Origin of the sequence: Pseudomonas syringae pv. tagetis (assembly GCF_022557255.1) — a bacterium.
In the GTDB taxonomy this organism is placed as follows: Bacteria; Pseudomonadota; Gammaproteobacteria; order Pseudomonadales; family Pseudomonadaceae; genus Aquipseudomonas; species Aquipseudomonas caricapapayae.
In genome coordinates this window covers 4,007,159-4,032,967 of sequence record NZ_CP092923.1, presented here as the reverse complement: position 1 = coordinate 4,032,967, position 25,809 = coordinate 4,007,159, and the positions used below count along the sequence as shown (strand labels likewise).

24 protein-coding genes are annotated in these 25,809 nt (G+C 58.6%); 18 read left to right on the top strand and 6 right to left on the bottom strand.

What is annotated here, in order from left to right; translation table 11 throughout:
* Positions 1-52 precede the first annotated feature (52 nt).
* Entirely contained in the window at positions 53-1,468 is a 1,416-nt protein-coding gene (locus MME58_RS17880) for an MFS transporter (RefSeq protein WP_055007209.1), read from the top strand.
* Between the two features lie 65 nt (positions 1,469-1,533).
* Here MME58_RS17880 and MME58_RS17875 read toward each other — a convergent pair whose 3' ends face one another.
* The 4 genes from MME58_RS17875 to flgA form a co-directional block, all read right to left on the bottom strand.
* Complete coding sequence (locus tag MME58_RS17875) at positions 1,534-2,280, bottom strand: flagellar brake protein (protein WP_055007208.1); 747 nt, start codon at positions 2,278-2,280, stop codon at positions 1,534-1,536.
* An 82-nt stretch (positions 2,281-2,362) separates the two neighbouring features.
* A complete protein-coding gene (locus tag MME58_RS17870) occupies positions 2,363-2,830 on the bottom strand; it encodes a flagella synthesis protein FlgN (protein ID WP_055007207.1) in 468 nt (155 codons plus the stop codon).
* A 49-nt stretch (positions 2,831-2,879) separates the two neighbouring features.
* Entirely contained in the window at positions 2,880-3,194 is a 315-nt protein-coding gene (gene flgM, locus MME58_RS17865) for a flagellar biosynthesis anti-sigma factor FlgM (protein ID WP_003370051.1), read from the bottom strand.
* 161 nt (positions 3,195-3,355) lie between these two features.
* Positions 3,356-4,114, bottom strand: a complete 759-nt coding sequence (flgA, locus tag MME58_RS17860; RefSeq protein ID WP_055007206.1) for a flagellar basal body P-ring formation chaperone FlgA — start codon at positions 4,112-4,114, stop codon at positions 3,356-3,358.
* A gap of 77 nt (positions 4,115-4,191) precedes the next feature.
* On the opposite strand from flgA, the gene MME58_RS17855 reads away from it, so the two are divergent.
* Both MME58_RS17855 and cheR read left to right on the top strand, forming a co-directional pair.
* Positions 4,192-5,118: a chemotaxis protein CheV gene (locus MME58_RS17855; RefSeq protein ID WP_004658711.1), complete on the top strand. Its 927-nt coding sequence runs from the start codon at positions 4,192-4,194 to the stop codon at positions 5,116-5,118.
* 51 nt (positions 5,119-5,169) lie between these two features.
* Positions 5,170-5,997 (top strand): protein-glutamate O-methyltransferase CheR, encoded by an 828-nt coding sequence (gene cheR / locus MME58_RS17850; RefSeq protein ID WP_003347319.1) that lies wholly within the window; start codon positions 5,170-5,172, stop codon positions 5,995-5,997.
* Positions 5,998-6,089: 92 nt separating this feature from the next.
* Here the strand turns inward: cheR and cynR are convergent, their stop codons facing one another.
* Positions 6,090-7,001 carry a transcriptional regulator CynR gene (cynR, locus tag MME58_RS17845; protein ID WP_054986831.1) on the bottom strand — a complete coding sequence of 304 codons (912 nt, stop codon included), beginning with the start codon at positions 6,999-7,001 and terminating at the stop codon, positions 6,090-6,092.
* Between the two features lie 73 nt (positions 7,002-7,074).
* Here cynR and cynS point away from each other — a divergent pair, with 73 nt between their 5' ends.
* From cynS to MME58_RS17810, 7 genes are all read left to right on the top strand, one after another.
* A complete protein-coding gene (gene cynS, locus MME58_RS17840) occupies positions 7,075-7,542 on the top strand; it encodes a cyanase (RefSeq protein ID WP_003370061.1) in 468 nt (155 codons plus the stop codon).
* A 10-nt stretch (positions 7,543-7,552) separates the two neighbouring features.
* Positions 7,553-8,026: a nuclear transport factor 2 family protein gene (locus MME58_RS17835; RefSeq protein WP_054986830.1), complete on the top strand. Its 474-nt coding sequence runs from the start codon at positions 7,553-7,555 to the stop codon at positions 8,024-8,026.
* Positions 8,027-8,304: 278 nt separating this feature from the next.
* A complete protein-coding gene (gene flgB, locus MME58_RS17830) occupies positions 8,305-8,712 on the top strand; it encodes a flagellar basal body rod protein FlgB (RefSeq protein WP_003370068.1) in 408 nt (135 codons plus the stop codon).
* A 3-nt stretch (positions 8,713-8,715) separates the two neighbouring features.
* Positions 8,716-9,156: a flagellar basal body rod protein FlgC gene (gene flgC / locus MME58_RS17825; RefSeq protein WP_002554316.1), complete on the top strand. Its 441-nt coding sequence runs from the start codon at positions 8,716-8,718 to the stop codon at positions 9,154-9,156.
* Between the two features lie 15 nt (positions 9,157-9,171).
* Positions 9,172-9,861 carry a flagellar hook assembly protein FlgD gene (flgD, locus tag MME58_RS17820; RefSeq protein WP_003370069.1) on the top strand — a complete coding sequence of 230 codons (690 nt, stop codon included), beginning with the start codon at positions 9,172-9,174 and terminating at the stop codon, positions 9,859-9,861.
* 25 nt (positions 9,862-9,886) lie between these two features.
* Positions 9,887-11,215: a flagellar hook protein FlgE gene (gene flgE, locus MME58_RS17815; protein WP_003436076.1), complete on the top strand. Its 1,329-nt coding sequence runs from the start codon at positions 9,887-9,889 to the stop codon at positions 11,213-11,215.
* Positions 11,216-11,412: 197 nt separating this feature from the next.
* Positions 11,413-13,158, top strand: coding sequence for a flagellar hook protein FlgE (locus MME58_RS17810; protein ID WP_055007205.1), 1,746 nt, complete (start codon positions 11,413-11,415; stop codon positions 13,156-13,158).
* Here the strand turns inward: MME58_RS17810 and MME58_RS17805 are convergent, their stop codons facing one another.
* A complete protein-coding gene (locus MME58_RS17805; RefSeq protein ID WP_032609907.1) occupies positions 13,159-13,350 on the bottom strand; it encodes a hypothetical protein in 192 nt (63 codons plus the stop codon). It lies immediately after the preceding gene.
* Between the two features lie 283 nt (positions 13,351-13,633).
* On the opposite strand from MME58_RS17805, the gene MME58_RS17800 reads away from it, so the two are divergent.
* The 8 genes from MME58_RS17800 (at position 13,634) to MME58_RS17765 (ending at position 25,724) form a co-directional block, all read left to right on the top strand.
* Positions 13,634-14,374, top strand: coding sequence for a flagellar basal body rod protein FlgF (locus MME58_RS17800; protein WP_004658719.1), 741 nt, complete (start codon positions 13,634-13,636; stop codon positions 14,372-14,374).
* Between the two features lie 46 nt (positions 14,375-14,420).
* A complete protein-coding gene (gene flgG / locus MME58_RS17795) occupies positions 14,421-15,209 on the top strand; it encodes a flagellar basal-body rod protein FlgG (protein ID WP_002554310.1) in 789 nt (262 codons plus the stop codon).
* Positions 15,210-15,293: 84 nt separating this feature from the next.
* On the top strand, positions 15,294-16,007 hold the full coding sequence (flgH, locus tag MME58_RS17790) for a flagellar basal body L-ring protein FlgH (RefSeq protein WP_011268457.1): 714 nt from the start codon (positions 15,294-15,296) through the stop codon (positions 16,005-16,007).
* A 13-nt stretch (positions 16,008-16,020) separates the two neighbouring features.
* Entirely contained in the window at positions 16,021-17,130 is a 1,110-nt protein-coding gene (locus MME58_RS17785; protein ID WP_011268456.1) for a flagellar basal body P-ring protein FlgI, read from the top strand.
* 10 nt (positions 17,131-17,140) lie between these two features.
* Complete coding sequence (flgJ, locus tag MME58_RS17780) at positions 17,141-18,385, top strand: flagellar assembly peptidoglycan hydrolase FlgJ (RefSeq protein WP_054986825.1); 1,245 nt, start codon at positions 17,141-17,143, stop codon at positions 18,383-18,385.
* A 10-nt stretch (positions 18,386-18,395) separates the two neighbouring features.
* Positions 18,396-20,456, top strand: a complete 2,061-nt coding sequence (gene flgK / locus MME58_RS17775; RefSeq protein WP_055007204.1) for a flagellar hook-associated protein FlgK — start codon at positions 18,396-18,398, stop codon at positions 20,454-20,456.
* A 13-nt stretch (positions 20,457-20,469) separates the two neighbouring features.
* Entirely contained in the window at positions 20,470-22,062 is a 1,593-nt protein-coding gene (locus tag MME58_RS17770; RefSeq protein ID WP_011268453.1) for a flagellar hook-associated protein 3, read from the top strand.
* Between the two features lie 89 nt (positions 22,063-22,151).
* Positions 22,152-25,724 carry a glycosyltransferase gene (locus tag MME58_RS17765; protein ID WP_055007203.1) on the top strand — a complete coding sequence of 1,191 codons (3,573 nt, stop codon included), beginning with the start codon at positions 22,152-22,154 and terminating at the stop codon, positions 25,722-25,724.
* The last annotated feature ends 85 nt before the right edge of the window (positions 25,725-25,809 follow it).

The following is a 25,809-nucleotide window of genomic DNA, read 5'->3' as shown; positions in this document are numbered from 1 at the left end:
ATCGCAGTGTCGGGCTCGCCCAGTCGGGCGACTCCCTATTTTTGGAAAGTTGATGCGCCAAATCTGGAAGTCCTTTCGAGCGCTTTATTTTGCCTCGTTGATGATGTTGATCGGCTCGGGTCTGCTGAGCACTTATCTGGCCCTGCGCTTGGCGGCCGATCAGGTTGACAGCCTGTGGGTCGGTGCGTTGATGGCCGCCAACTATTTCGGTCTGGTGCTGGGCGGCAAGATCGGTCACCGCCTGATCGGCCGTGTCGGTCACATTCGCGCCTACGCCACCTGTGCCGGCATCGTCGGCGCGGCGGTACTCGGGCATGGCCTGATCAGCTGGTTGCCGGCCTGGCTGGTGCTGAGGGTCATCGTAGGTCTGGGCATGATGTGCCAATACATGGTCATCGAGAGCTGGCTGAACGAGCAGGCGGCCGCCAAACAGCGCGGCATGGTCTTCAGCGGTTATATGATTGCATCCTACCTGGGGCTGGTACTGGGTCAGCTGGTGCTGGTGGTGCACCCGCAACTGGGGCCTGAGCTACTGATGCTGGTAGCGCTGTGTTTCGCACTGTGCCTGGTGCCCGTCGCCATGACCCGGGCGATTCACCCGGCACCTCTGCATCCGGCACCACTTGAGCCGCGCTTCTTCATGAAACGTGTGCCGCAGTCGTTGACGGCGGTACTGGGCGCCGGTCTGATCATCGGTTCGTTCTATGGTCTGGCACCGGTCTACGCCGCCGAGCAGGGTCTGTCCACCGAGCAGGTCGGTCTGTTCATGGGCTGCTGCATTCTGGCCGGGTTTCTGGTGCAGTGGCCGTTGGGCCTGCTGTCCGACCGCTATGACCGTTCCGTACTGATGCGTATCTTTGCCGCCGCATTGGTGGTGGCGTCATTGCCGCTGGCGGTGTTTCCCAGCGTGCCGGTCGAGGTGCTGTTCGGTGTCGGTTTTCTGGCTTCGCTGATGCAGTTCTGCCTCTATCCACTGGCAGTGGCCTTCGCCAATGACCACGTCGAGGCCGAGCGCCGGGTGTCGCTGACGGCCATGTTGCTCATGACCTACGGCATTGGTGCCAGTATCGGTCCGTTGGCCGCGGGTGTGGTGATGAAGCTGTTTGGCGGGCACATGCTCTATGCGTTTGTCTGTGGTGCTGGCGTGATTCTGGTGTTGCTGATCAGGCCCAAGGCGGTCACTCACCTGCACCAGGTCGAAAACGCACCGCTGCACCACGTTGCGATGCCGGACAGTATGTCCAGTTCGCCACTGGTGGTTGCACTTGACCCGCGTGTCGATGAGCAGGTGGTTCAGGAGCAGATGCAGGCAACCGTTGAGCCTGAGCCGGAGCCCGAGGTGGTGTCTGAAGCAGAGGCCGAGGCAGAAAGCGAGGTTCTGGCGCAGAGCGAGCCGGCTGCCGGAGCGGAAACAACCGAAGCCGATGAGCATGAACGCGAGCGTGAAAGCGAGACCTTGAAGGCCTGAGGGGTAGGGCAGTACACGATTGCGGCAGCAATGCCGCAATCGCCGGGGGATTCAGCAGGTGAGTGTCAGAAGTCGTCGTCTTTGTCGAAGCGCCGTGCTTCGCGCTGTAACTGATAGACGAAACGTTCGACCTGGCGCTGCACCAGCCCACTCATGTTGTGGAAGCGCACGCCGGCAAAGGTGGTGTTGAATCGTTCTTCGAAATGCAGGTGGCGCAACTCGACAGGTGCTGTCATGGCGCCGAAAGGCAGCTTGGCAACGAAACGCTCGTATACCTGGCCCAATTGCATGCGATCGGACACGTCGCCCTCGAAGCGCAACTTGCAACCGGTGGCAGAAATATCCAGCAGCTTGCCAGCCAGTGTGAATTTCAGGCGGTCACCGCCGATTTCGACGTCGACCAGCTGCGCCAGCTTCAGCGCGGCCCGGAAGGCGTTGCGGCGCTGGTGATAAACCACTTCCTCAGGCATCGGGCCGCGGTACATGCGTTGACCGTCGGTGCTGAGGATGTCCATGTGTGCAGTACTTTCCCAGGCAATCCGCACGCCGTCATGAAAGCCTTCGACACGGAAGGATTCGCCGTTGCTCAGAAAGCGTTCGCCATCGCGGGGGATCATTTCGTCGAGGGCCATGACGTTGTTGTCACGGTCGACTTCAAGCAGATAACTCTGAAAGCGCTGGGGACGCTCGTGAAAGGTAATGATCAGAGGATCATGACTCTCGAGTAGCAGCCGCAGGTTAGCGGCAATTTCCAAAGGTGTATTGAGAACCTTCGGGGGCTGCGGAGCATCGTCCGCGCTTGAGCCATTCACGTTCTTGAATCTCCAGGCAAAATACTACGGCAACGCAACAGCAGGCATTCTGCCACCATGCACGAAACCTTGATACAGGAAGTTACGCCTGGCTCAGAGGGCGTGGTTTTGCTCTAAGCGCAGTCGATCCGCGGCTGTCATAGAGTGTAGGCGTATCGCCACCGTTCAGGATGCGAAGCTGGTGAGCGGTACTGACCTGTTGCAACTGGATCAGACTACCATTGCGCTCGTTGAGCGTCTGGCATTCGTTGATCAACGTGTTCAGTTCGTCGGCGGCAAGCAGCAATTGCTCACCGATATCCGACTGGCTGGCCAGTTGCTGGAGACCACTGCGATTGGCTGGCAGGCCCATGCCCGCAAGCACCTGGCTACGCTTGCGGCCGTGCTGGTCGAGAAGAATGACCAGCGCCTGTTTCTGCGCCAGCACCTGCTCCATCTCGCCCATGTCGCGGCCGTGAAGAATCAATGATTCGGCCTTCAACAACTCAAGAAGCTGTCGGGCCGAAACCATGTCGTCAGTGATCATCTGCAGCAAAGTAGTGTCGTGCATCGCATGCTCTGGTTTTTAAGCGTCCAGAATATCCAGCGCCAGCCTTGGCTTAGCGTTGGGTTTCGAAATTCAACAGTTTGCTGGCGACACGGTTGCTGTCCACTGTGTAACTACCGTCGGCGATGGCCTGTTTGAGCTCGGCAACCCGAGCACTGTTGACGGTTGGCAGATCGGTCAGCTTATCCGTGATTTTCTGCAACTGTTGAGCCTCACTGCTCAAGGAAAAAGTTTCCCCGGTGCTTTTGACACCTGCGGTGACGGCAGGGGCTGGGGCATCGGTTTTGGCGGTGTCTTTACTGGCGCTGGTACGTGAAGTACCGGCAACAGCCTGTGAGTTGTTAAGGCGACTGAAATCTATGACCATGATTGAAAAAACCTCTGGGTGTTTGGACGCTTGCCTTGTTTTCGGCCAACCCCTGTCAAACTTTAGGCTGATTGTGAGAAAGCTTCCCAATAGACGACATTTGCCGTCGGGCATTCCCCGCAGTCTAAAAAAAACACACCCTTCGCGCCACTATCAATGCACTACATAGCGACTTCCACCTGCCCTGGGCCGGTGACACTTGCTTTGATCACCCGCTGGGAATTGAGGTTTTTCACCCGTATCTGTTCGTTGAAGCCTCCGTCGGACATTGCTTCGCCGGGCATGCGAACCGCCAGCGAGCCGCTGCGCGCGATGATCACCACCTGATCGCCCTTGTGAACCATCTGTGGCTGCTCAAGCGCCACCGGGGTAATGACCTGGTCGATGACCATTTGTCGGACAACCTTCTGACCGACCGCCTGATCCAGCGACGCCAGGAAACCCTGACCCAGACTGCTGACATCCCGCTCACGCATCGCGACGTCTTCTTCGGTGACGATCGCGTCACGCTTGAGCGGGCGCATCACGGTCACGACGTTGCGATACAGCAATACCTGAGCGGGCACAAACACCGTCCAGGGCGAAGAGCCTTCGCAGCGCACGCGCACGGTAACCCGGCCAACCGGGCGCGGACTTTCCAGTGTGGCTGTCAAATCCTTGTCGCAGGCACCCATCCTTAAACGCGGGTCGAGCTGCTTGACCTGTATCTCATGACGCCCGTCAATCTGGTTGGTTGCCAAATAGTCTTCTACTGTGAACTCAAGAAACCCTTGGGTGACGCCGATAAGCTGTTCAGGCAGTGTGAAACTCTCGGCACGAGCGAGGGTCACCGTGCTGGAAAGGCACAGCAGAGCGATTGCGCACAGAAGCCTGCGGGTTTCTAATGCGAGGTGTCGAGAAATTGTCGTCTTTGCGTTCATGACGTAATAAATAGCAAAGCCCGTGCCGCTTGTTGATCTGGTGTCTGGGCGGCGGTCATTTTGTAAGGGGGTTCGGCATGGCAGGTGTAATGGATTCGGTAAACCAGCGAACTCAGCTGGTGGGTCAGAATCGCCTGGAGCTGCTCTTATTCCGTCTCGACGGCAAGCAGCTCTATGGGATCAACGTCTTCAAAGTGAAAGAAGTACTGCAATGCCCGAAACTCACCATCATGCCCAAATCGAGCAAGATCGTTCGGGGCGTGGCCAATATTCGTGGCGGCACGATCCCGATCATGGATCTGGCGATGGCGACAGGTTCCACAGGGATGATTTCGCTGGTTAACTCCTTCGTCATCATTACCGAGTACAACACCAAGGTTCAGGGCTTTCTGGTGCATTCTGTCGAACGCATCGTCAACATGAACTGGGAAGAGATTCATCCACCACCCAAGGGCACCGGGCGCGATCATTACCTGACCGCCGTCACCCGGGTTGATAACCAACTGGTGGAAATCATCGACGTCGAGAAAATTCTCGCCGAAGTCGCGCCAGTGTCCGAAGAAATCTCGGTCGGTGTCATTGACGCCGAGGTTCAGCACAAGGCTGTCTCCATGCGCGTGCTGACGGTCGATGACTCGTCGGTGGCCCGCAAGCAAGTGAGCCGCTGCCTGGAAACCGTCGGGGTGGAGGTCGTCGCGCTCAACGATGGTCGTCAGGCGCTGGACTACCTGCTCAAGATGGTCGCAGAAGGCAAAAAGCCTGAAGAAGAGTTCCTGATGATGATCTCCGACATTGAAATGCCGGAGATGGATGGCTATACCCTTACCGCAGCAATACGTAATGATCCACGCATGCAGAAGATGCACATCACCTTGCATACCTCGTTGTCAGGGGTATTCAACCAGGCGATGGTCAAGAAAGTCGGCGCGGATGACTTTCTCGCGAAATTCCGGCCTGATGATCTGGCGGCCAGGGTCGTTGCGCGGATCAATGCAGCAGAATAACCAGCCGGGGGCGTCGTCCCCGGTGATTCACATGATTTGAGAGGCGGCACTTTGTCTACGGGTAATTTGGATTTTGATCAGTTCCGGGTATTTCTGGAAAAAGCCTGTGGCATTCTGCTTGGGGAAAACAAGCAGTACCTGGTGTCCAGCCGCCTCAACAAATTGATGGAGCAGCAAAGCATCAAGTCGCTTGGCGAGTTGGTCCAGCGTATTCAGACCCAGCCGCGCAGTGGTTTGCGCGAGCAGGTCGTCGATGCGATGACCACCAACGAAACCCTGTGGTTTCGCGACACCTATCCGTTCGAAGTGCTGAAGAACAAGGTGCTGCCCGAGCAGATCAAGGCCAGCCCTGGTCAGCGACTGCGTATCTGGTCGGCCGCCTGTTCATCGGGTCAGGAACCGTATTCGCTGTCGATGTCCATCGACGAGTTCGAGCGTGCCAATCAGGGTCAACTCAAATCGGGCGTGCAGATCGTCGCAACCGATCTGTCGGGCTTGATGCTCAATAACTGCAAGACCGGCGAATACGACAGTCTGGCTATCGGCCGCGGCCTGTCGCCGGATCGTCTGCAGCGCTTTTTTGACGTTAAAAGCCCGGGCCGCTGGGTGGTCAAGGCGCCGATCAAGAGTCGTGTGGAGTTCCGCTCGTTCAACCTGCTCGACAGCTACGCCTCGCTGGGCAAATTCGACATCGTGTTCTGCCGTAACGTATTGATCTACTTCTCCGCTGAAGTGAAGAAAGACATCCTGCTGCGTATCCACGGTACGCTCAAGCCAGGCGGTTACCTGTTTCTGGGGGCTTCCGAAGCACTCAATGGTTTGCCGGATCACTACCAGATGGTTCAGTGCAGCCCCGGGATCATCTATAAGGCCAAGTGACGGTCTGTCAGTTGCCTGCGATGAAAAAAGAGACCTTCGGGTCTCTTTTTTTGTGCGCGGCTGAAAACAGCTTTGATCGTCTGCCCATCGGTTCATGTTTGCGTACTGTTGCTCACCAGTTTTGCAAAAGCGTTGGCGGCGGCGCTCTGGTAGCCGTTTTTACGCCGCAGCAGCGCAACCGTCCGCCCGGGCAAGGCAGGGATCGTCTGAACTTCGCACAACTCAGGCTGCTCGCGAACGATGGCATCGGGAAGAATGGTCGCCATGCGGCCCTGGGCAACGACCTTGAGCAAAATGGCAATCGAGTTCGCCTCGAGGCCGACAGTCGGCTTGAAGTTCTGCGTATGGCACCAGGCATCCAGCAATTGGCGAGTGGCGAATCCGGGGGCGAGCAAGGCAAAGCGAAGCGTTTGCAGGTCCTCAAGTGTCAGCGCGGTCTGTTTTTCGAGGGCAGACTTGGCCATGACCAGGCACAGTTGTTCATCGAAGAGAGGCTGGCTGTCTATCTCGACGGCATGACTGCCGGTAAAACCTATGGCCAGATCGAGCGCGTCACTGATCAATGCCTCGGTGATCCGCTCCAGAGGCAGCTCCGTGAGGATGATTGCCACGCCGGGATACAGCGCGCTGAAGCGGTCGATCAGCGGCGCTATCAGGTATTCACTGAAGGTGGGCGTGACGCCGAGGCGCAAGTGTCCGCGTGACAGGTCGCTGACATCGTTGAGCGCACGCTTCCCGGCCTCCAGCTCCAGCAGGCAGCGACGCGCGTGGTCCAGATAGACGCGGCCGGCATCGGTCGGCACGACACTGCGGCGAGTGCGGTCGAACAGTTGCACACCCAAGCTGCTTTCCAGTTGCCTGATCTGTTGCGACAACGCCGGTTGCGAGACATGCAGGGCCTCGGCCGCCCGGGTGAAATTGCCATGGTCGGCGACTGCCAGCAAATAACGTATATGGCGTAACAGCACGGCATCACCATAAGTCAGGGTTATGGCGATGATCATAAATCAGTCTTGGATCTTATGGTGATAGTTGCCGATGCTGTGATTGACGTGAATTCATTCCGGAGGGTTACCTATGCCGCACAGCAACATTTCCAGAGCGCCGCGCCAGCATCTGACTGAACGTGTGCTGCAGGCCAAGACTGCAAAGAACCTGACGTGGGCAGGGCTTGCAGAAGGTACGGGGTTGAGCGTGGTGTATGTCACGGCTGCATTGCTCGGTCAGCACCCATTGCCGGAAGCGGTGGCCGAGGTAGTTGCCGAGCGTCTCGGGCTGGACAGGGACGCGGTCGCCGAACTGCAAACCATCCCGTTGCGCGGCAATGTCGAAGACGTCTCAAGCGACCCGACGATCTACCGCTTCCATGAAATGGTTCAGGTCTACGGCACAACGCTGAAGGCATTGGTGCATGAGCAGTTCGGCGACGGCATCATCAGCGCAATCAACTTCAAGCTCGACATCAAGAAAGTCGAAGATCCGGAAGGGGGCGAGCGAGCCGTGATCACCCTTGATGGAAAATTTTTGCCCTATAAACCGTTCTGAGGACGCTGAGATGAGTGATAAAGGAAGACCGCCATTTCCACCCTTTACCTTGGAGACGGCTGTTCAGAAGGTCCGTGGCGCCGAGGATGGCTGGAATTCGCGCGATGCGGCGAAAGTTGCGCTGGCCTACACCGAAGACACCTACTGGCGTAACCGCAGTGAGTTCATCAATGGCCGCACAGAGGCTCAGGCCTTTCTCGAGCGCAAGTGGCGCAAAGAGCTGGACTACCGGCTGATCAAGGAACTGTGGGCGTTTACTGATAACCGCATTGCCGTGCGTTATGCCTATGAATGGCACGACGACTCAGGCAACTGGTTCCGCTCGTACGGTAATGAAAACTGGGAGTTTGCCGCAAACGGCCTTATGCAACGGCGCTTTGCCTGCATCAATGATTTGCCGATCGCCGAGTCCGAGCGCAAATACCATTGGCCGCTGGGGCGCCGACCGGATGATCACCCGGGGTTGAGCGAGCTTGGCCTCTGATCAATCGTCAAAGGGACCTTCGGGTCTCTTTTTTATTGGGTGTCCGGTTGAGGCAATGATGAAGGGCCACGATTGCCAGGCGGCAAGCCGGTACTGGCAAAAAAACGGCACCCACCTTGCCGCTTTGCCCCTCCACAGCGGAAATGCCTTGCCGCTTTTCTGGCATTGCCGCCTCACCGCTGCCTGCGGCCCCCGCAATCATTGGCTTTTACAACATGGCACGCTGATTGCTTTGTCAGTAACAACAGAATCAGGTCAACCGGCAAAGGTTTCCCGAAATGAGCATCAGCTTCGATAAAGCGCTAGGCATACATGAAAAGGCTCTGAACTTCCGGGCTCAGCGTGCAGAGGTGTTGGCCAACAACATCTCCAACGCCGATACCCCGAACTTCAAGGCTCGCGATCTGGACTTCTCGTCGGTGCTGGCTGCCGAAAACGACAAGGTGCAGAACGGTCATTTCGCGCTGAACAAGACCAACAGCCGCCATATCGAAGCCGAAGGCATGGGCAATGATGACGGGACGCTGATGTATCGCACCCCGTCGCAGCCTTCGCTGGACCAGAACACCGTCGATTCTCAGGTCGAGCAGGCCAGCTACACCGAGAACGCCATGGGCTTCCAGGCCAGCTTCACATTGCTCAACAGCAAGTTCAAGGGGCTGGTTGCAGCCCTTCGCGGAGAATAATTCATGTCACTAGCCAATGTGTTCAACATTGCCGGTAGCGCCATGAGTGCCCAGACCACGCGTCTGAACACCACGGCCAGTAACATCGCCAACGCCGAGACCGTGTCTTCGAGCATGGACCAGACCTACCGCGCCCGTCACCCGGTGTTCGCCACCGTGATGCAGGGTCAGCAGTCCACAGGTGGTTCGTTGTTCCAGGACCAGGGCGAAGCCGGGCAGGGCGTTCAGGTCAACGGCATCATCGAAGACAGCTCGAACCTGGAAGCACGTTACGAGCCCAATCATCCTTCCGCTGACAAAGACGGGTATGTCTATTACCCAAACGTCAATGTCGTGGAAGAAATGGCCGACATGATTTCTGCCAGCCGGTCTTTCCAGACCAACGCAGAAATCATGAACACCGCTAAATCCATGATGCAGAAGGTTCTGACCCTCGGTCAGTGATAGAAGGCAAAAGTTATGGCCGTTGATAACACCTCAGCAACCAGCGTCTCATCGACATTCCTGAATACGCTGCAGAACCCGACACCGACCAAGACGGACTCTACCGGTACGTTGGGCAAGGACTCGTTTCTGCAACTGCTGGTCACGCAGATGAAGAACCAGAATCCTCTGGACCCGCAGGACAACACGCAGTTCGTGGCGCAACTGGCGCAGTTCAGCAGCCTTGAAAGCATGCAGAACCTGACGTCGACGGTGGATACGATCGCCAGCAGCTACAAGTCGTCGCAGGCCTTGCAGGCCTCGTCACTGGTCGGTCGCTCGGTGATCATTGATGCGAGCAGTACTTCGGTCGATACCACCAAAGGCCTGACCGGTTCGATCGTGGTGCCGGGCGAAAGCTCGCTAACGACCGTCAAGGTGTACGACGCGCAATCGAATCTGGTCGACAGTGTTGACCTGGGCACGCAAAAAGCCGGTACCACCAGCTTTGCCTGGGACGGTACGGACTCAAGCGGTACCCAGCTGCCATCGGGCACTTACAGCTTCAAGGCTGAAGGCTCGGTGGAAGGCAAGAACACGCAGTTTTCAACTTACCTGCCCGCCACGGTCAACAGTGTCACGCTGGGTGTCAATGGCGCAGAAACAACGCTTAACCTGGCCAGCGGCAGTGTCGCCCTGTCCAAAGTTCAAACTATCGGATTGTAGAGCCGCTACGGCGCAGGAGTGAAACATGTCTTTCAATATCGGCCTTAGTGGGCTCTATGCTGCAAACAAAAGTCTCGACGTTACAGGCAACAACATTGCCAACGTCGCGACAACCGGTTTCAAATCGTCACGTGCCGAGTTCGCTGATCAATATGCTCAGTCGATTCGCGGTACTTCCGGCAATACCAGCGTCGGCAGTGGCGTGACTACCGCTGCGGTTTCCCAGCAGTTCTCCCAGGGCAGTCTGACCACCGGAACAGCCAACAGTCTGGACCTTGCCATCAATGGCGACGGGTTCTTCATGCTCAGTAATAACGGTGAGAAGCTGTATACCCGTGCCGGTGCATTCCACACCGACAAGGAAGGCTATGTCGTCAACAGCAGCAACATGAAGCTGCAGGGTTACAACGTTGACGCCAATGGCTCAGTGGTGACTGGCGCGCTCAGCGATCTGCGTGTGAACGCGTCCAACCTGGAGCCCAAGGCGACGACCACAATCACCAACTCCGCCAACCTGAACTCGACAACCGCGCTGCCGACCGTTTCGACGTTCGATGCCACCGACACCAATAGCTACAACGTCAAGTACAGCACCCCGACTTACGACACTCAGGGTAATGCGCATACCCTGGATCAGTATTTCGTCAAGACCGGCACCAATACCTGGTCGATGTATTCCCTGATGGACGGGCGCAGCATTTCCGATCCGACGTCCACCACGCCGGACAAGAATAACCTGACATTCGACTCCTCGGGCAATCTGGTGACCACTGCCGGCGGCTCTGTTCCTACCGACAGCGCCAACATCAAGTTCAATGCTGACGGTACATTCGCCGTGACCAACTGGGTGCCTGGCGTGCAGGTCGGTACTGGCACGACAGCTACCTGGGCAGCCAACGGTGCGACGGGCGCTGCTTCGATCAAGCTGGACATGTCGAGCACTACCCAGACCGCTTCGGTATCCGGTCTGCTCAAACAGGATCAGAATGGCTACGCCACTGGCCAGCTGAGCGGCATGAACGTTGACTCGAGCGGCAACCTGTTCGCCACTTATACCAACGGCAAGTCGCAGGTGATCGGTCAGACTTCTCTGACCAGCTTCGCCAACGTGCAGGGTCTGGCGCAGGCCGGCGGCACCAACTGGCGTGAAACGTTCGCTTCCGGTGTACCGGTGAGCGGCGCACCACAGTCGGGTACGCTGGGTTACATCACCGGTCAGGCGCTGGAAGAGTCCAACGTCGACCTGACCATGGAACTGGTTAACCTGATCAAGGCGCAGAGCAACTATCAGGCTAACGCCAAGACCATTTCCACCCAAAGCACCATCATGCAGACCACTATTCAGATGACGTAATACGCGTTGTTTGATACGCGTTGAAAGAGCCCCTGTAAAAAGGGGCTTTTTTATGGGTGTCTGCAAAGTATTTTGTCATGTCTTTTTTAGTGCTGAAAGTTACGGATTACTCCCTCAGCCTACTTGGAAACTTCCTACGCACGATGGTGTGAGAATAAAACTCCTCTATGAATTGCCTTTATGGCAAGGGAGTTTTCATGTCATTCAATACAGCGATCAGCGGTATTCAGGCTGCCAATAAACGACTGGAAGTAGCGGGTAATAATATTGCCAACGTCGGCACCCTGGGGTTCAAGTCGTCTCGTGCGCAGTTTTCTGCTTTATATGCGTCCGCACAGTTGGGGGCCGGGCAGCACGCTGTCGGGGATGGCGTACGACTTGCTTCGGTGCAGCAGAATTTCAATCAGGGTGAAACCGTGATCAGTTCCGGCAATGCGTTGGATATGCGTATTCAGGGCAACGGTTTTTTTGTGGTCAGTGATCAGGGCTCACTGGCCTATACCCGGGCCGGCGCCTTTCTGAAGGATGCTGCCAACTTTGTCGTCGACAGCGATGGTGGGCGTTTGCAGGGTTATGCCGCAAACGACAAGGGCGAGATTGCCAGTGGTATCCGCACCGACTTGCAGATCGATACGTCCAATGTCGATGCTCGGGCCACGACCCGGGTGGCCGAAACCATCAATCTGGATGCCTCGCTGCCGTCACTCGCCCGCTTGCCGACCTTTGACCCGGACAACCCCGCGACCTATACACGGGTTGCCACCCGGACCATCCAGGATGTGGGGATCACTCCGGTGCCCGCAGCCGACCATGAACTGAAGCAGTATTTCGTCAAGACCGAGGCTGATCAGTGGTCGATGTATGTACTGGTGGACGGGCGCAACCCGGTGGATCCCGACAGCGTAGCGCCGTTGCAGGTAAGCCTTGAGCTGAAGCCTGACGGTTCCCTGTCGTACAGCGGCAATGATCAGCATCTGCGCAAGCTTTCGGACACCGAGTTTGCCTTGCAGGGTTGGGTGCCTGCCGCGCAGATCAATGGCGCCTGGGCGGCAAATGGCTCCCTGAACGGCGGGGCTGTTTCGTTGCCGTTGAGCGACGCCGGGGCCAGTCTGCTCGATCCGGGCGATACGGTCATGCATCGGCCGGTTCCGCACTTCAACCCCGCAGATCTGAACACCTATAGCAGGATGTTCGGTAACCAGATCTTTGACAGTCAGGGCAACACCCATGAGCTGAAACAATATTTCGTGAAGGACGGCACCAACAGCTGGCGCCTGCACGTACTGATCGACGATCGAAACCCGCAGAACTCCGGGTCCACCACGCCGCTGACGGCAAACATCGTCTTCGATTCCCATGGCGCCGTCGCGTCGTTGACCGGCAGTCCGGGCCTGAGCAGCAATGGCGATCAGCTGAAGCTCACGGGCTGGTCGCCTGTGATGGCGGTTGATCCTGGCACCGGTCGCGAGCGCTGGATATCCAATGGGGCGGCTGGCAGCGCTGACGGCATCACCATTGACTTCACCCATCTGCTTCAGCACAACGCTGCCAGTTCGCGCTCCGCCGCATATGTGGATGGCCATTCGGCAGGGGAATTGAAAAGCCTCGACGTTGGCCGGGACGGCATTCTGCGTGCGGGGTTTACCAATGGCATGACTAAAGATATCGGTCAGGTGATGCTCGCCAGTTTCGCCAATCCGCATGGCTTGCAGCCGCGTAGCGATACACGCTGGACCGCCACTGCCGATTCCGGAGTGGCTGAATATGATGTGCCGGGCGTCGGTACGCTGGGCAGCATCGTCAGTGGCGCGCTGGAAGGTTCGAACGTCGTGCTGGCCGATGAGCTGATTGCGCTGATCCAGGCCCAGACGGCCTATCAAGCCAACTCCAAGGCGATATCCACCGAAGTGACGCTGATGCAGACGCTGATCCAGTCGACCTGATCAGATCGAGCAGTCGGCTTTGATGAAGTGGCCTTTCAAGCGTTTCCAGCCTGGGCCCGGGCTGGCCTGGGCGCAGACGATCCGGCTGTCGCCCTGCCATTTGTAATAGTGGGCGGGAGCGGCCTGAGAGAGCAGGGCAAAGGTCATCAGGCTCGCGCTCGCGATACCGATGATGCACGCACGAAAAGGCATGACGGTTCCCGGTCACGGTTGCGGTGTCGGCAAGATTATCACTGTCGATCCGGTTCTCGGCGCAGTTCGATGAAGTTTTTTTGGCGGTGTTTCCTGTCTGGCAAGCGGCAGGCGGCAGTCCACCGCCGCTATTGGTTGGCGCTCGTTCCTCAAGCCATCGGCGATCGCCAGTTTTTACTGGTTAATCAAGCATTTGTATCGAGCCTGACAAGTTGGTTCAAAAATTGCTTTATCCCTTTCAGAACAGCTACAGGCGGCAAGCGTCTGTCGGAGGAGGAAGACTGTGGACAAGTTGCTTTACGTCGCAATGAGCGGTGCATCCGAAAACGCGATTGCGCAGAAGGCTCACGCCAACAACCTGGCAAACGTCTCGACCAACGGTTTCATGCGTGACCTTGAACAGGCCCGCTCGATGCCGGTGTTTGGCGAGGTCATGCCGTCGCGTGCCTACGCGATGAGTGAGCGTCCGGGCACCGACTTTTCCGCGGGTGCCATGGTCGAGACCGGTCGTGAACTGGACATTGCCGTCAAGGGCGACGGCTGGATTGCGGTGCAGACCCCCGACGGTGGTGAAGCCTACACCCGCAGTTCCGGCATGAACATCGACGCTCTGGGCGTGCTGCGTGACGGCAGTGGTTTGCCGGTAATGGGCAACGGCGGTCCGATTGCCGTGCCGCCTCAGCAGCAGATCGAGATCGGTGCCGACGGCACCATCAGCATTCGTTCGCTGGGCGAGAGTCCTCAGGTGATGGCGCAGGTCGACCGGATCAAGCTGGTCAAGCCTGACCTGAAGACCATGGAGAAGGGCCCTGATGGCCTGATCCACACCAAGACCGGCCGGCCTGCCGATGCAGATGCCACCGTTCAGGTCGAGTCCGGCTTTCTGCAGGCGAGCAACGTCAATGCGGTCGAGGAAATGACCTCGGTACTGGCCTTGTCCCGTCAATTCGAATTGCACGTCAAGATGATGAAGACCGCCGAAGAAGACGACCAGTCGATGGCGCGCGTCTTGCAACTTGGCTAATCAATGACAGCTTGCGCCGACAAACCGGCGCTTGAGGAGAACACACATGCTTCCTGCACTATACGTCGCCAAAACCGGCCTTGCCGCTCAGGACACCAACCTGACCACCATCTCCAACAACCTGGCGAACGTTTCGACCACAGGTTTCAAGAGTGACCGCGCCGAGTTCCAGGACTTGCTCTACCAGATCAAACGCCAACCGGGTGCTCAGTCCACTCAGGACAGCGAGCTGCCATCCGGCCTGCAACTGGGTACCGGTGTGCGCATTGTCGGTACGCAGAAGAACTTCACTGCCGGTAGCCTGCAGACCACCAACAACCCGCTGGACCTGGCGGTCAATGGTCGCGGTTTTTTCCAGGTGACCCAGCCGGACGGTACTGTGGCCTATAGCCGTGACGGTACATTCCACCTGGATGCCAACGGCCAGATCGTGACTGCCAACGGTTATGCCCTCGAGCCTGCGATTGTCGTTCCCCAGAACGCCCAGACCTTCACGGTCGGCCAGGACGGTACTGTTTCCGTCACGCTGGCAGGCGCGACCGCTACACCGCAGATCATCGGCAACATCCAGACCGCCGACTTCATCAACCCGGCCGGCCTGCAGGCAATCGGCGGCAACCTTTATCTGGAAACCGGTTCGAGCGGCGCGCCGCAGATCGGTACGCCAGGCCTCAACGGTCTGGGCCCGACCCTGCAGAACACGCTGGAGAACTCCAACGTCAGCACCGTTGAGGAACTGGTCAACATGATCACCACCCAGCGCGCTTACGAGATGAACTCCAAAGTGATCTCGACCGCCGACCAGATGCTGCAAAACCTGACTCAGAACCTGTAAGTGCTTGATGTTGTCGCTCGTAGAACTGCTCAATCCGATGGGGCGCCTGATAAGCGCCTGTTACACCGCGAGGTTTCAAGTGTCATGAACCGCCTTAGTGTTCCGCGTTTTTCAGTGTTGATCGCTTCATTGTGCGGGATCACCCTGCTGTCCGGCTGTGTTGCGCCGACGGCCAAGCCCAATGACCCTTATTACGCTCCGGTGTTGCCGCGTACGCCCATGTCGGCGGCTGCCAACAATGGCGCCATCTATCAGGCCGGTTTCGAGCAGAACCTGTACGGCGACCGCAAGGCCTTCCGTATTGGCGACATCATTACCATCACGCTCTCCGAGCGTATGGCGGCGAGCAAGGCGGCCACGTCGGCAATGTCCAAGGACAGCACCAACAGCATTGGTCTGACCTCGCTGTTCGGTTCGGGTCTGACCACCAACAACCCGATTGGCGGCAACGACCTGAGTCTGAACGCCGGTTACAACGGTGCGCGGACCACCAAGGGTGATGGCAAGGCTGCACAGAGCAACAGTCTGACCGGTTCGGTCACCGTGACGGTTGCGGATGTGCTGCCCAACGGCATTCTTGCGGTACGTGGTGAAAAGTGGATGACCCTCAATACCGGTGATGAACTGGTGCGGATTGCCGGCCTGGTCCGGGCTGACGATATCGCCACCGACAACACTGTGTCATCTACCCGTATCGCTGATGCACGTATTACCTATTCGGGGACCGGAGCCTTTGCCGATACCAGCCAGCCAGGCTGGTTCGACCGGTTCTTCCTCAGCCCGTTGTTCCCTTTCTGATAGCGGGATAGACATGATCAAGCTCAAGCAACTGATAGCGGCGACCTTGTTGTTGTCCACAGCGTTCGGCGTCCACGCCGAGCGTCTGAAGGACATCGCGAGCATCTCCGGCGTACGGGCCAACCAGTTGATCGGTTACGGTCTGGTCGTGGGTCTCAATGGTACAGGTGACCAGACCACCCAAACCCCGTTCACCCTGCAGACCTTCAACAACATGCTGTCGCAGTTCGGCATCAAGGTCCCGGCCGGCTCCGGCACCGTGCAGTTGAAAAACGTCGCGGCGGTCGCCGTGTATGCGGATCTGCCTGCCTTCGCCAAGCCGGGCCAGACGGTCGATATCACCGTTTCCTCGATCGGTAACTCCAAGAGCCTGCGCGGCGGTGCGCTGTTGATGACACCGATGAAAGGTGTCGACGGCAACGTTTACGCCATCGCTCAGGGCAACCTGGTGGTCGGTGGTTTCGATGCGGAAGGCCGTGACGGTTCGAAGATTACCGTCAACGTCCCGTCGTCGGGACGCATTCCTGGCGGCGCTTCGGTCGAGCGCTCGGTACCGAGCGGCTTCAATCAGGGCAATACCCTGACCCTGAACCTGAATCGCTCCGACTTCACTACGGCCAAGCGGATTGTCGACAAGATCAACGAATTGCTGGGCCCGGGCGTCGCTCAGGCGCTGGACGGTGGTTCGGTGCGTGTGACCGCGCCGCTTGATCCGGGTCAGCGTGTCGACTACCTGTCGATTCTGGAAAACCTGGAAGTCGATCCCGGCCAGACCGCTGCCAAGGTCATCATCAATTCGCGTACCGGCACGATTGTCATCGGTCAGAACGTCAAGGTGTCGCCTGCTGCCGTGACCCACGGCAGCCTGACCGTGACCATCACCGAAGACCCGATCGTCAGCCAGCCGGGCGCATTGTCCGGCGGCCAGACTGCGGTAGTGCCTCGCTCGCGGGTCAATGCCCAGCAGGAGCTGCACCCGATGTTCAAGTTCGGTCCAGGCACCACGCTGGATGAGATCGTTCGCGCGGTCAATCAGGTGGGCGCTGCGCCCGGTGACCTGATGGCCATTCTCGAAGCCCTTAAACAGGCCGGCGCGTTGCAAGCCGACCTGATCGTGATCTGAGGATTCGAGCATGGATATGCCCAAGAGCGGAATTTCGTCGGCGGTCGATTCGGGTGCCTACACCGACGTCAACCGTCTGGCGTCGCTGAAGCATGGCGACAAGGACAGTGTGGAAAACCAGAAGAAGGTGGCCCGCGAGTTCGAATCGCTGTTCGTCAGTCAGATGCTCAAGGCCATGCGCTCGGCCAACGAAGTGCTGGCCAAGGACAATCCGATGAACACCCCGGCCACGCGGCAGTATCAGGATATGTATGACCAGCAACTGGCGGTCACGCTGTCCACGCGTGGCAACGGTATCGGTCTGCAGGATGTGCTGATGCGCCAATTGTCGAAAGACAAGGGGATAAACCATGCCGCGCCGGTCAATACGACCGACGCTGCAACGGCCGCCACTGACGCTGCGCCGGCCAAGACCGGTCTGGCGACCAGTGTCTACCAGCGTCCGTTGTGGGCCACGCGCTCGGCGTCTGCCGATCAGGCGGCGGCTGCGGCATCGGCGTCCGGAGAAGGGCGCAATGACATGGCGCTGCTCAACGCCCGCCGTCTGTCCCTGCCCGCCAAGCTCACCGATCGTCTGCTGGCTGGCATCGTGCCGTCCGCCACAACGGCGGTCAGCAACAGTCCGGTACCCGCTCGCGCGACAGCCGGCACTACAGGCAACAACGGCGACTGGACACTCGATCCGAACCTGGCACCCGCGCCCGAGTACGTGCGCTCCATGGCCCAGCCACCGCTGGCACCGGCCAAGCGTGCGTTCAGCAACGCCGATCAGTTCGTCGAAACCATGCTGCCATTGGCCAAGGAAGCCGCAGCACGTATCGGCGTTGACCCGGTCATGCTGGTGGCGCAGGCGGCATTGGAAACCGGTTGGGGCAAATCGATCATGCGTCAGCAGGACGGCAGCAGCAGTCATAACCTGTTCGGCATCAAGGCGGCAGGCAGCTGGAAGGGGGCCGAAGCGCGCGCGATCACCAGCGAGTTCCGCGACGGCAAGATGGTCAAGGAAACCGCGGACTTCCGTTCCTACGATTCCTATGCCGATAGCTTCCACGACCTGGTCAGTCTGTTGCAGAACAACAGCCGCTATAAAGAAGTGGTCAATTCGGCCGATAAACCGGAACAGTTTGTAAAAGAATTGCAGAAAGCCGGTTACGCCACTGACCCGGACTATGCCAGCAAGATTTCGCAGATTGCCAAGCAGATGAAGAGTTACCAGACTTACGCCGCTGCAGCGGGCTCTTCCACGACTTTATAAGGTTTGACTCATGTCGCTGATTTCAATTGGGCTCTCAGGTATCAATGCCAGCAGTGCCGCGATCAACACTATCGGTAACAACACGGCCAACGTGGATACCGCGGGTTACTCGCGTCAGCAGGTGCTGACCACGGCTTCGGCGCAGATCGCTCTTGGTCAGGGTGTGGGCTACATCGGTACCGGCACCACGCTGTCCGACGTACGTCGCATCTACAACAGCTATCTGGACACCCAATTGCAATCGAGCACCGCCCTCAGCGCGGATGCAGTGGCTTATTCCGGTCAGGCCAGCAAGACCGATACATTGCTGTCCGACAGTGCGACGGGGATCTCCGTGCAACTGGCGGACTTCTTCACCAAGATGCAGGGCATCGCCACCAGCGCCACGCAGTCGGCAGAACGCTCGTCGTTCCTGACCCAGGCTGGCGCGTTGAGCGCACGCTTCAACTCGGTGTCGTCGCAGTTGTCCACGCAGAACGATAACGTCAACACGCAGCTCGACACGTTCACCAAAAAGGTCAACGAACTGACCACTACCCTGGCGAGCCTGAACAAGCAGATTACGCAAGCGTCGGCGGGCAACGCCACGCCGAACACCTTGCTCGATTCGCGCAGCGAGGCGGTTCGTCAGCTCAACGAGCTGGTCGGTGTGAAGGTTGTCGAGAACAATGGCAACTTCGACATCTATACCGGCACCGGACAATCATTGGTCAGTGGCGGCACGTCCTACAAGATGTCGGCCACTCCGAGCCCGTCCGATCCGCTGCAGTACAACGTGCAGATCGCCTATGGCCAGACCCAGACTGATGTGACTTCAGTACTCACTGGCGGCTCGATCGGTGGTCTGTTGCGCTATCGCAACGAAGTGCTGGTGCCCGCGACCAATGAGTTGGGCCGTACCGCGATGGTGCTGTCCGACCAGGTCAACAGCCAGATGAATCAGGGTATCGACAGCAAGGGTAACTTTGGTTCGAACCTGTACTCCAGCATCAACAGTGCAGATGCCATCACTCAGCGCAGCATCGGCAAAACCACCAACAGTGTCGGCTCCGGCAACCTCAACGTGACGATCGGCGACACCAGCAAGCTGACCGCCAACGATTATGAAGTGACGTTCAGCGACTCATCGAATTTCAGCGTGCGCCGTCTGCCCAATGGCGAGAGCGTGGGTTCCGGTTCGCTGGCTGACAATCCGCCCAAGCAGTTCGAAGGCTTCAGTGTGAGCCTCAACGGCAATACGCTGGCCGCCGGTGACAGTTTCAAGGTTATCCCGACACGCACTGGCGCGTCGGGGATTTCTGTGGCTCTGACCGATGCCAAGGACATTGCAGCTGCGGCGCCCTTGACGGCAACGGCAGGTAGCAGCAACTCCGGTACCGGCGGCTTCACTCAGCCGGTGGTGAACACCAAGTCCGATATCTACGACAGCACCCAGACCGCTGATCTGCGCAATGCGCTCAAAGACTCCACCCCGATGAAACTGGTAATGGGGGCGGTCAACAGCAGCGGTGTGCAGAGCTATACCCTGATCAAGGCGAATGGCGGTGCGGTGCTCGACCAGAATGGCAACGCCATCGGTGGTTCGATCATTCAGGGCCAGGCCAACACCGTCAAGTTGAACGTTGGCTACACCGACACCACGACGACGCCGAACAGTAAAACCGCTTTCGAACTGCAAATGACCATCTCCGGCTCGCCGGTTGCCAATGACACGTTCAGCATCGGCCTGACCGGTGGCGGCTCGTCCGATAACCGCAATGCGTTGGCGGTGGTCGGCCTGCAGACCGCCAAGACTGTCGGCGTCATCAACGGTGGCGTGGGCACCAGCTTGTCCGGCTCGTATGCAAGTACCGTATCTGTCGTAGGTACGCTGGCGAGCCAGAGCAAGAACGATGTGACTGCCACTGCAGCCGTTGTCAGCCAGGCCAAGTCGTCACGTGACTCGGTCTCGGGTGTATCGCTCGACGAAGAAGCGTCCAACCTGATCAAGTACCAGCAGTACTACACCGCCTCTTCGCAGATCATCAAGGCGGCACAAACCATTTTCAGCACGCTGATCAACAGTCTTTAAGGAATCGTGAGCCATGCGTATCTCGACTACCCAGTTCTTCGAATCCACGAACACCAATTATCAGCGTAACTATTCGAACCTGAACAAGACCAGCGAAGAGGTTTCCAGCGGCATCAAGCTCAATACCGCGGGCGATGATCCGGTGGGTGCGGCGCGCGTACTGCAACTGGCCCAGCAGAACTCCATGCTGACCCAGTACGAAACCAATATCGGCACGATCAATACCAACGTTGTGACTACCGAAACGACGCTGACCAGCATCATCGACACGATGCAGGCCGCGCGTGAGCAGATCGTTTCGGCGGGCAGTGGCGCCTTCACCGACTCTGACCGTCTCGCCAAGGCTTCGGCCCTCAAGCAGTACCAGAGTCAGATTCTGGGCTTGATGAATAGCCAGGACCCGAATGGTCAGTACATATTTTCCGGTTCCAAGGCGTCGACGCCGCCGTACGCGCAGAACGCTGACGGCTCCTACAGCTACAAGGGCGACCAGACCAGCGTCAATCTGGCGGTAGGTGATGGCCTGGTTATGGCCAGCAACACCACAGGTTTCGAGGCCTTCGAGCAGTCGGTCAACACCACCCGTACGTCTGCCACACGGCTTTCGCCTGCGACCGATGACGGCAAGATCGGCCTGAGCGGTGGTCTGGTGACGTCCACTCCGACCTATAACGCCAGCTACCAGGGCGGCGAGCCGTATACGCTGACCTTTCTCAGCGGCACGCAGTTCAAGATCACTGACGCCAGTGGCACTGACGTGAGTTCAGATACGTCGTCGGGCGGCAAGTTTTCCCACGGCTCGTTCGATGCCCAGACGTTCACCTTCCGCGGCGTGGAAATGACCCTCAACGTCAACCTGCCAGCCGCTGACCGGGTCTCGGACGCTACCGCAGATGCGGCTCTGGCCAATCGCAGCTACCAGCTGGCGTCCACACCGGACAGTGTTTCCACCGCGCGCAGCGCCGGCAACACCTCGACGGCGACCGTCAGCAGCTCTGCTGTGGGCAATACTGCTGCGGACCGGACCGCGTTCAACAATACCTTCCCGACAGAAGGCGCAATTCTCAAGTTCACCAGCCCGACCGATTACGACTTGTATGCTGCGCCATTGACCAGCAGCAGCAAGCCAGTGTCCAGCGGCACAATGACTGGTTCGACGGCCAACGCTTCCGGGGTGAACTTCAATATCAGCGGTACACCGGCTGCAGGCGACCAATTCATCGTCGAATCCGGCACACACCAGACCGAGAACATCCTGAATACGCTGACAGCGGCGATTAAGGCCCTGTCGACACCCACCGATGGCAACCTGGTGGCCTCGCAGAATATGACGGCGGCGCTGAACACTGCGCTGGGCAACATGAGCAGTGCCATCGAACAGGCCTCTACGGCACGTTCCAGTGGCGGTGCACGTCAGCTGGCGGCAACCGCCCAAGGCACGACCAACGATCTGCTCAAAGATAACAACACCGTTGAGCAAGGCACTTACGTAAACGCCGATATCGTCGAGGCGACCACCCGCCTGACATTGCAGAAAACCATGCTGGACGCTTCTCAGCAGGTGTTTACCATGCTATCCAAGTTGAACCTGTTCAGTCAGCTTTGAGTTCTGACGTTGAGCATCCGCCGTCTTTTTTCAGCGGTGAGGGGGGCCACTCGACTGATGGGTCCCCAGCCGCTCGCGAGTCAGTCATAGTGAATTCAGTCCCCCTCGTCAGTATCGTCATTCCCGCCTTCAATCCGCGCTTCTTCCGCGCAGCGCTGCAAAGTGCGCTGGACCAGGTCTACGACAATCTCGAAATCATCATCTGTGATGATTGCCGTACCGATGAGATCAAAGCGATTTTCGATGAGCTGGTGGTTCCCGACAGCGGCCGGGCCCGTTACCTGCGCAATCCTCAGCGCCTGGGGTTTCAGGGCAATCTGCTCAAGTGTCTGGAGCAGGCGAGCGGCGAGTACATCAAATTTCTCTGCGATGACGACCGTCTCTATAACTACTGCATTTCGCATCAGGCGCAAACGCTTGATACCTACAAGGACGTCCAACTCGTCGTCAGCAAGCGCCATCTGGTGGACGTCGATGATTATATCCTGCCGGCCCGCATGGAAAACGTCGGCCTCGTTCCCTACGACGCCGTGTTCAAGGGCGAGGACATGCTGGCGATTTTCGAGCGCACGCCGCGCAATTATCTGGGCGGTTTCAGTGGCGCGCTGATGCGTCGCGCCGATGTCCAGGAATACCTGCCGTCCATTGCGCTGCCGCAGGGTTTCGTTGCGCTGCTGGATTTCACGTTGTTTATCTGCCTGCTGCGACGCGGCAATCTCGTGGTGCTGCACAGTATCCAGAACACCGAACGCCTGCACCCGGGGCGCTTCAGCAGTCAGGGCGATATGCACCAGAAAGCCACCACCGAATGGGGCTGGCTGAACGAAATGCTCAAGGCGCGTAGCGGCGAAGACGCACCGGCTCAGGGCTGGGTGCGTTTTCTGCCTCTGCGCCGCGCGCACGAAGAACCGCGTGAGTGGGATGAGGTCGGCCTTTACGGAGTGATGGCTGGTCGCCAAGGCATCATGATGAGCCGCGTTGGCAGCAGCAGTGACAGCTATGCAGAGCTTTACGCCGAATGGCTGTCCTGCCGCCGGTTTTCCGAGCCGCAAAGAAAACTGCTGGAACAGCGCATCGTCAGTTGGGCCTGGCAGCCACGTATCGTGCCGGTGATCATCGATGCGGATGGCGATGCCGAGGCCCTCGATATCACCTTGCGCAGCCTGGCCGAACAGGACTATGCCGCAGACTCGGTGGTGGTGCTGACCAACGCCAGCGTCGACGATCCGCAGGTGCTGCGTTTTTCTCTGCAGCCGGACTGGGCTCGGCAACTGAACGAAGTATTGCCACTGCTGGACAGTGCCGACTGGGTTTACCTGTTGCGTGCCGGTGACCGGCTGACGCAGCCGGCGTTGCTGATTCTGGCCGAGCGTATCGCCCAGATCCCCGGGCTGCTGTGTGTCTACAGCGACGAAGGCGCGCTGGTCGAGGACGAGTCCAGAGAGCCGATATTCAAACCCGGCTTCAACCTGGACCTGCTGCGTGCCTATCCCTATGTCGGGCGCACGCTGGCGTTCGAACGTCGAAATCTGCTCGACATGGGCGGTTTCGATCCGGCCTTCGATGAACTCGCCCCGCACGATGTGATCTGGCGTCTGGTCGAGGGTGCAGGGCCGCAGAGCATCGAGCACATTGCCGAAGTGCAGGTCGAGTCGCGTCTGGCATTCGCTGACTGGCTGTCACTGCCTTGTGTTATCGAGCACAGCGAGCGTCTGGTTGCAGCCCACCTGTCACGGATCGGCAGAGAACACGTGATTCATCACGATCAGTTGCCGTTGCTCAATCGCATCGAGTACGTTCACCCGTCGCTGCCTCTGGTCTCGATCATCATCACCGCCAGGGATCAACTGGGCGCCCTGGAGCGCTGCATAGACAGTTTGCTCAGTAACACCACCTACCCGAATTACGAAGTCCTGATCGTCGACAACGCCAGCGAAAGCGCCGAAGCGCGGGCATGGTTCACGGCGATGAGTGAGCTGGGCAGCGACAAGTTGCGGATTTTTTCCCTGTCCGCAGCAGGCAGCGAGGCAGCCGCCCAGAATCATGCCGCCGGTCAGGCGCGTGGCGATTATCTGCTGATGCTCAGCGCCTATGCCCTGATCCATCAGGCGGACTGGCTGCAGGGGCTGATGCACCATGCCCAGCGCCCCGAGGTCGGGATCGTCGGTCCACGTATCCTCAATCCACAAGGCAATATTCTGTACGCAGGCATGGTCATGGGCATGGATGGCCTGGCCGGTCGGCCGTTCATCAATTTCCCTGCAGGTGCCAGTGGCTACATGCAGCGCCTGCAATTGACCCAGAACTGGAGCGCGGTCAGCGGCAATTGCCTGATGGTGCGCAAGGACGTGTTCGACGCCGTCGGCGCACTGGAGGCGGCGACCTTCACGCAGGGGCTGCAGGACCTGGACCTGTGCATGCGCGTCGGGCGCGAGGGCTACCTGATCGTCGGTACTCCGGATTCATCGCTGGTACTGGCCGAGCCGGCCGCCGCTGAACGTAACGAGACGTCTCGTCAGGTACTCGACAACGAGCAGAAATCGTTCTTCCAGAAGTGGCTGCCGAAAATGGCCAGGGATCAGGCCTACAACCCCAATCTGTACCTCAACGAGGCGCTGTCGTTCGCCCTGGACCCCGGTCTGCTGGCAGGCTGGAGCCCGTTCTGCACCCGCCATCTGCCGTCCATTTTCGGTATGGCGGTCAACTCTTCGGCTGTGGGTCACTACCGGGTCAGCCAGCCACTGCTGGAGTTGATGGCGGCCGGGCGGGTGGTTGGCCGAATGACTTATGAGACCGCAACGCCGGTCGAAATAGAGCGCCAGTCGCCGGATGTCATCGTTTTCCAGGGCCGTTACACAGAAGCCAAGGTTCCGGACATCGAGCTGGCGAAGAACTACTCCAGTGCCATGCGTATTTTCGAGCTCGATGACTATATCGCCGATGTCCCCGAGCGCAACGAGCACAAGCGCAACATGCCGGACAACATTGGCGCCATGCTGCGCAAGGGCATAGGCCTGTGTGACCGTGTGGTGGTATCGACTCACCCGCTGGCCGAGGCGCTGTCGAGCATGCACAGCGACATTCGCGTCGTGCCGAACATGCTGGCGACCCACTTGTGGAGTAACCTCAGGACTCAGCGGCGCAGCTCGGACAAGCCACGTATCGGCTGGGGCGGTGGAACCAGCCATCGGGGGGACCTGGAGCTGATTGCCGATGTGGTGCGCGAACTGGCTGATGAAGTCGAGTGGGTGTTCTTCGGCATGTGCCCGGATCTGCTCAAGCCCTACATCCATGAGTTCCATCCAGGGGTCAGTCTGAAAACCTACCCGGCCAAGCTCGCCAGCCTGAACCTTGATTTGGCCTTGGCGCCGCTGGAATTCCATATTTTCAATGACTGCAAAAGCAACCTCAGGTTGCTGGAGTACGGCGCCTGCGGTTATCCGGTGATCTGTTCCGACACCGAGGCGTATCGCGGCCATCTGCCAGCGACCCGGGTGTACACCAACAGCTCCGAAGAGTGGTTGCAGGCGATCCGCATGCACTTGTCCGACCCCAATGCCAGCTACCGCATGGGCGACGAGTTGCGCGAGACAGTTCTGCGTGACTTCATGTTGCGCGGCGAAAACCTGCAGTATTGGGCCAACGGCTGGTTGCCGGACTGATCCGATCCGTTTGAACACGTGCCAGCGGGTTGCCCGCTGGCACGGTCACGCTACGCTCTTGCTTCAACGCCCGCTGCGGTTGAAG

What these genes read in the sequence shown, in the direction of transcription:
- MME58_RS17770 (WP_011268453.1), top strand. Translation starts at nt 20,470, where the DNA reads ATGCGTATCTCGACTACCCAGTTCTTCGAATCCACGAACACCAATTAT.
- cynS (WP_003370061.1), top strand. Translation starts at nt 7,075, where the DNA reads ATGCCGCACAGCAACATTTCCAGAGCGCCGCGCCAGCATCTGACTGAA.
- flgD (WP_003370069.1), top strand. Translation starts at nt 9,172, where the DNA reads ATGGCCGTTGATAACACCTCAGCAACCAGCGTCTCATCGACATTCCTG.
- cynR (WP_054986831.1), bottom strand. Translation starts at nt 7,001, where the DNA reads ATGATCATCGCCATAACCCTGACTTATGGTGATGCCGTGCTGTTACGC.
- MME58_RS17870 (WP_055007207.1), bottom strand. Translation starts at nt 2,830, where the DNA reads ATGCACGACACTACTTTGCTGCAGATGATCACTGACGACATGGTTTCG.
- MME58_RS17785 (WP_011268456.1), top strand. Translation starts at nt 16,021, where the DNA reads ATGATCAAGCTCAAGCAACTGATAGCGGCGACCTTGTTGTTGTCCACA.
- flgK (WP_055007204.1), top strand. Translation starts at nt 18,396, where the DNA reads ATGTCGCTGATTTCAATTGGGCTCTCAGGTATCAATGCCAGCAGTGCC.
- flgG (WP_002554310.1), top strand. Translation starts at nt 14,421, where the DNA reads ATGCTTCCTGCACTATACGTCGCCAAAACCGGCCTTGCCGCTCAGGAC.
- MME58_RS17835 (WP_054986830.1), top strand. Translation starts at nt 7,553, where the DNA reads ATGAGTGATAAAGGAAGACCGCCATTTCCACCCTTTACCTTGGAGACG.
- flgE (WP_003436076.1), top strand. Translation starts at nt 9,887, where the DNA reads ATGTCTTTCAATATCGGCCTTAGTGGGCTCTATGCTGCAAACAAAAGT.
- flgM (WP_003370051.1), bottom strand. Translation starts at nt 3,194, where the DNA reads ATGGTCATAGATTTCAGTCGCCTTAACAACTCACAGGCTGTTGCCGGT.
- MME58_RS17855 (WP_004658711.1), top strand. Translation starts at nt 4,192, where the DNA reads ATGGCAGGTGTAATGGATTCGGTAAACCAGCGAACTCAGCTGGTGGGT.
- flgA (WP_055007206.1), bottom strand. Translation starts at nt 4,114, where the DNA reads ATGAACGCAAAGACGACAATTTCTCGACACCTCGCATTAGAAACCCGC.
- MME58_RS17810 (WP_055007205.1), top strand. Translation starts at nt 11,413, where the DNA reads ATGTCATTCAATACAGCGATCAGCGGTATTCAGGCTGCCAATAAACGA.
- flgC (WP_002554316.1), top strand. Translation starts at nt 8,716, where the DNA reads ATGTCACTAGCCAATGTGTTCAACATTGCCGGTAGCGCCATGAGTGCC.
- MME58_RS17880 (WP_055007209.1), top strand. Translation starts at nt 53, where the DNA reads ATGCGCCAAATCTGGAAGTCCTTTCGAGCGCTTTATTTTGCCTCGTTG.
- flgB (WP_003370068.1), top strand. Translation starts at nt 8,305, where the DNA reads ATGAGCATCAGCTTCGATAAAGCGCTAGGCATACATGAAAAGGCTCTG.
- MME58_RS17805 (WP_032609907.1), bottom strand. Translation starts at nt 13,350, where the DNA reads ATGCCTTTTCGTGCGTGCATCATCGGTATCGCGAGCGCGAGCCTGATG.
- flgH (WP_011268457.1), top strand. Translation starts at nt 15,294, where the DNA reads ATGAACCGCCTTAGTGTTCCGCGTTTTTCAGTGTTGATCGCTTCATTG.
- flgJ (WP_054986825.1), top strand. Translation starts at nt 17,141, where the DNA reads ATGGATATGCCCAAGAGCGGAATTTCGTCGGCGGTCGATTCGGGTGCC.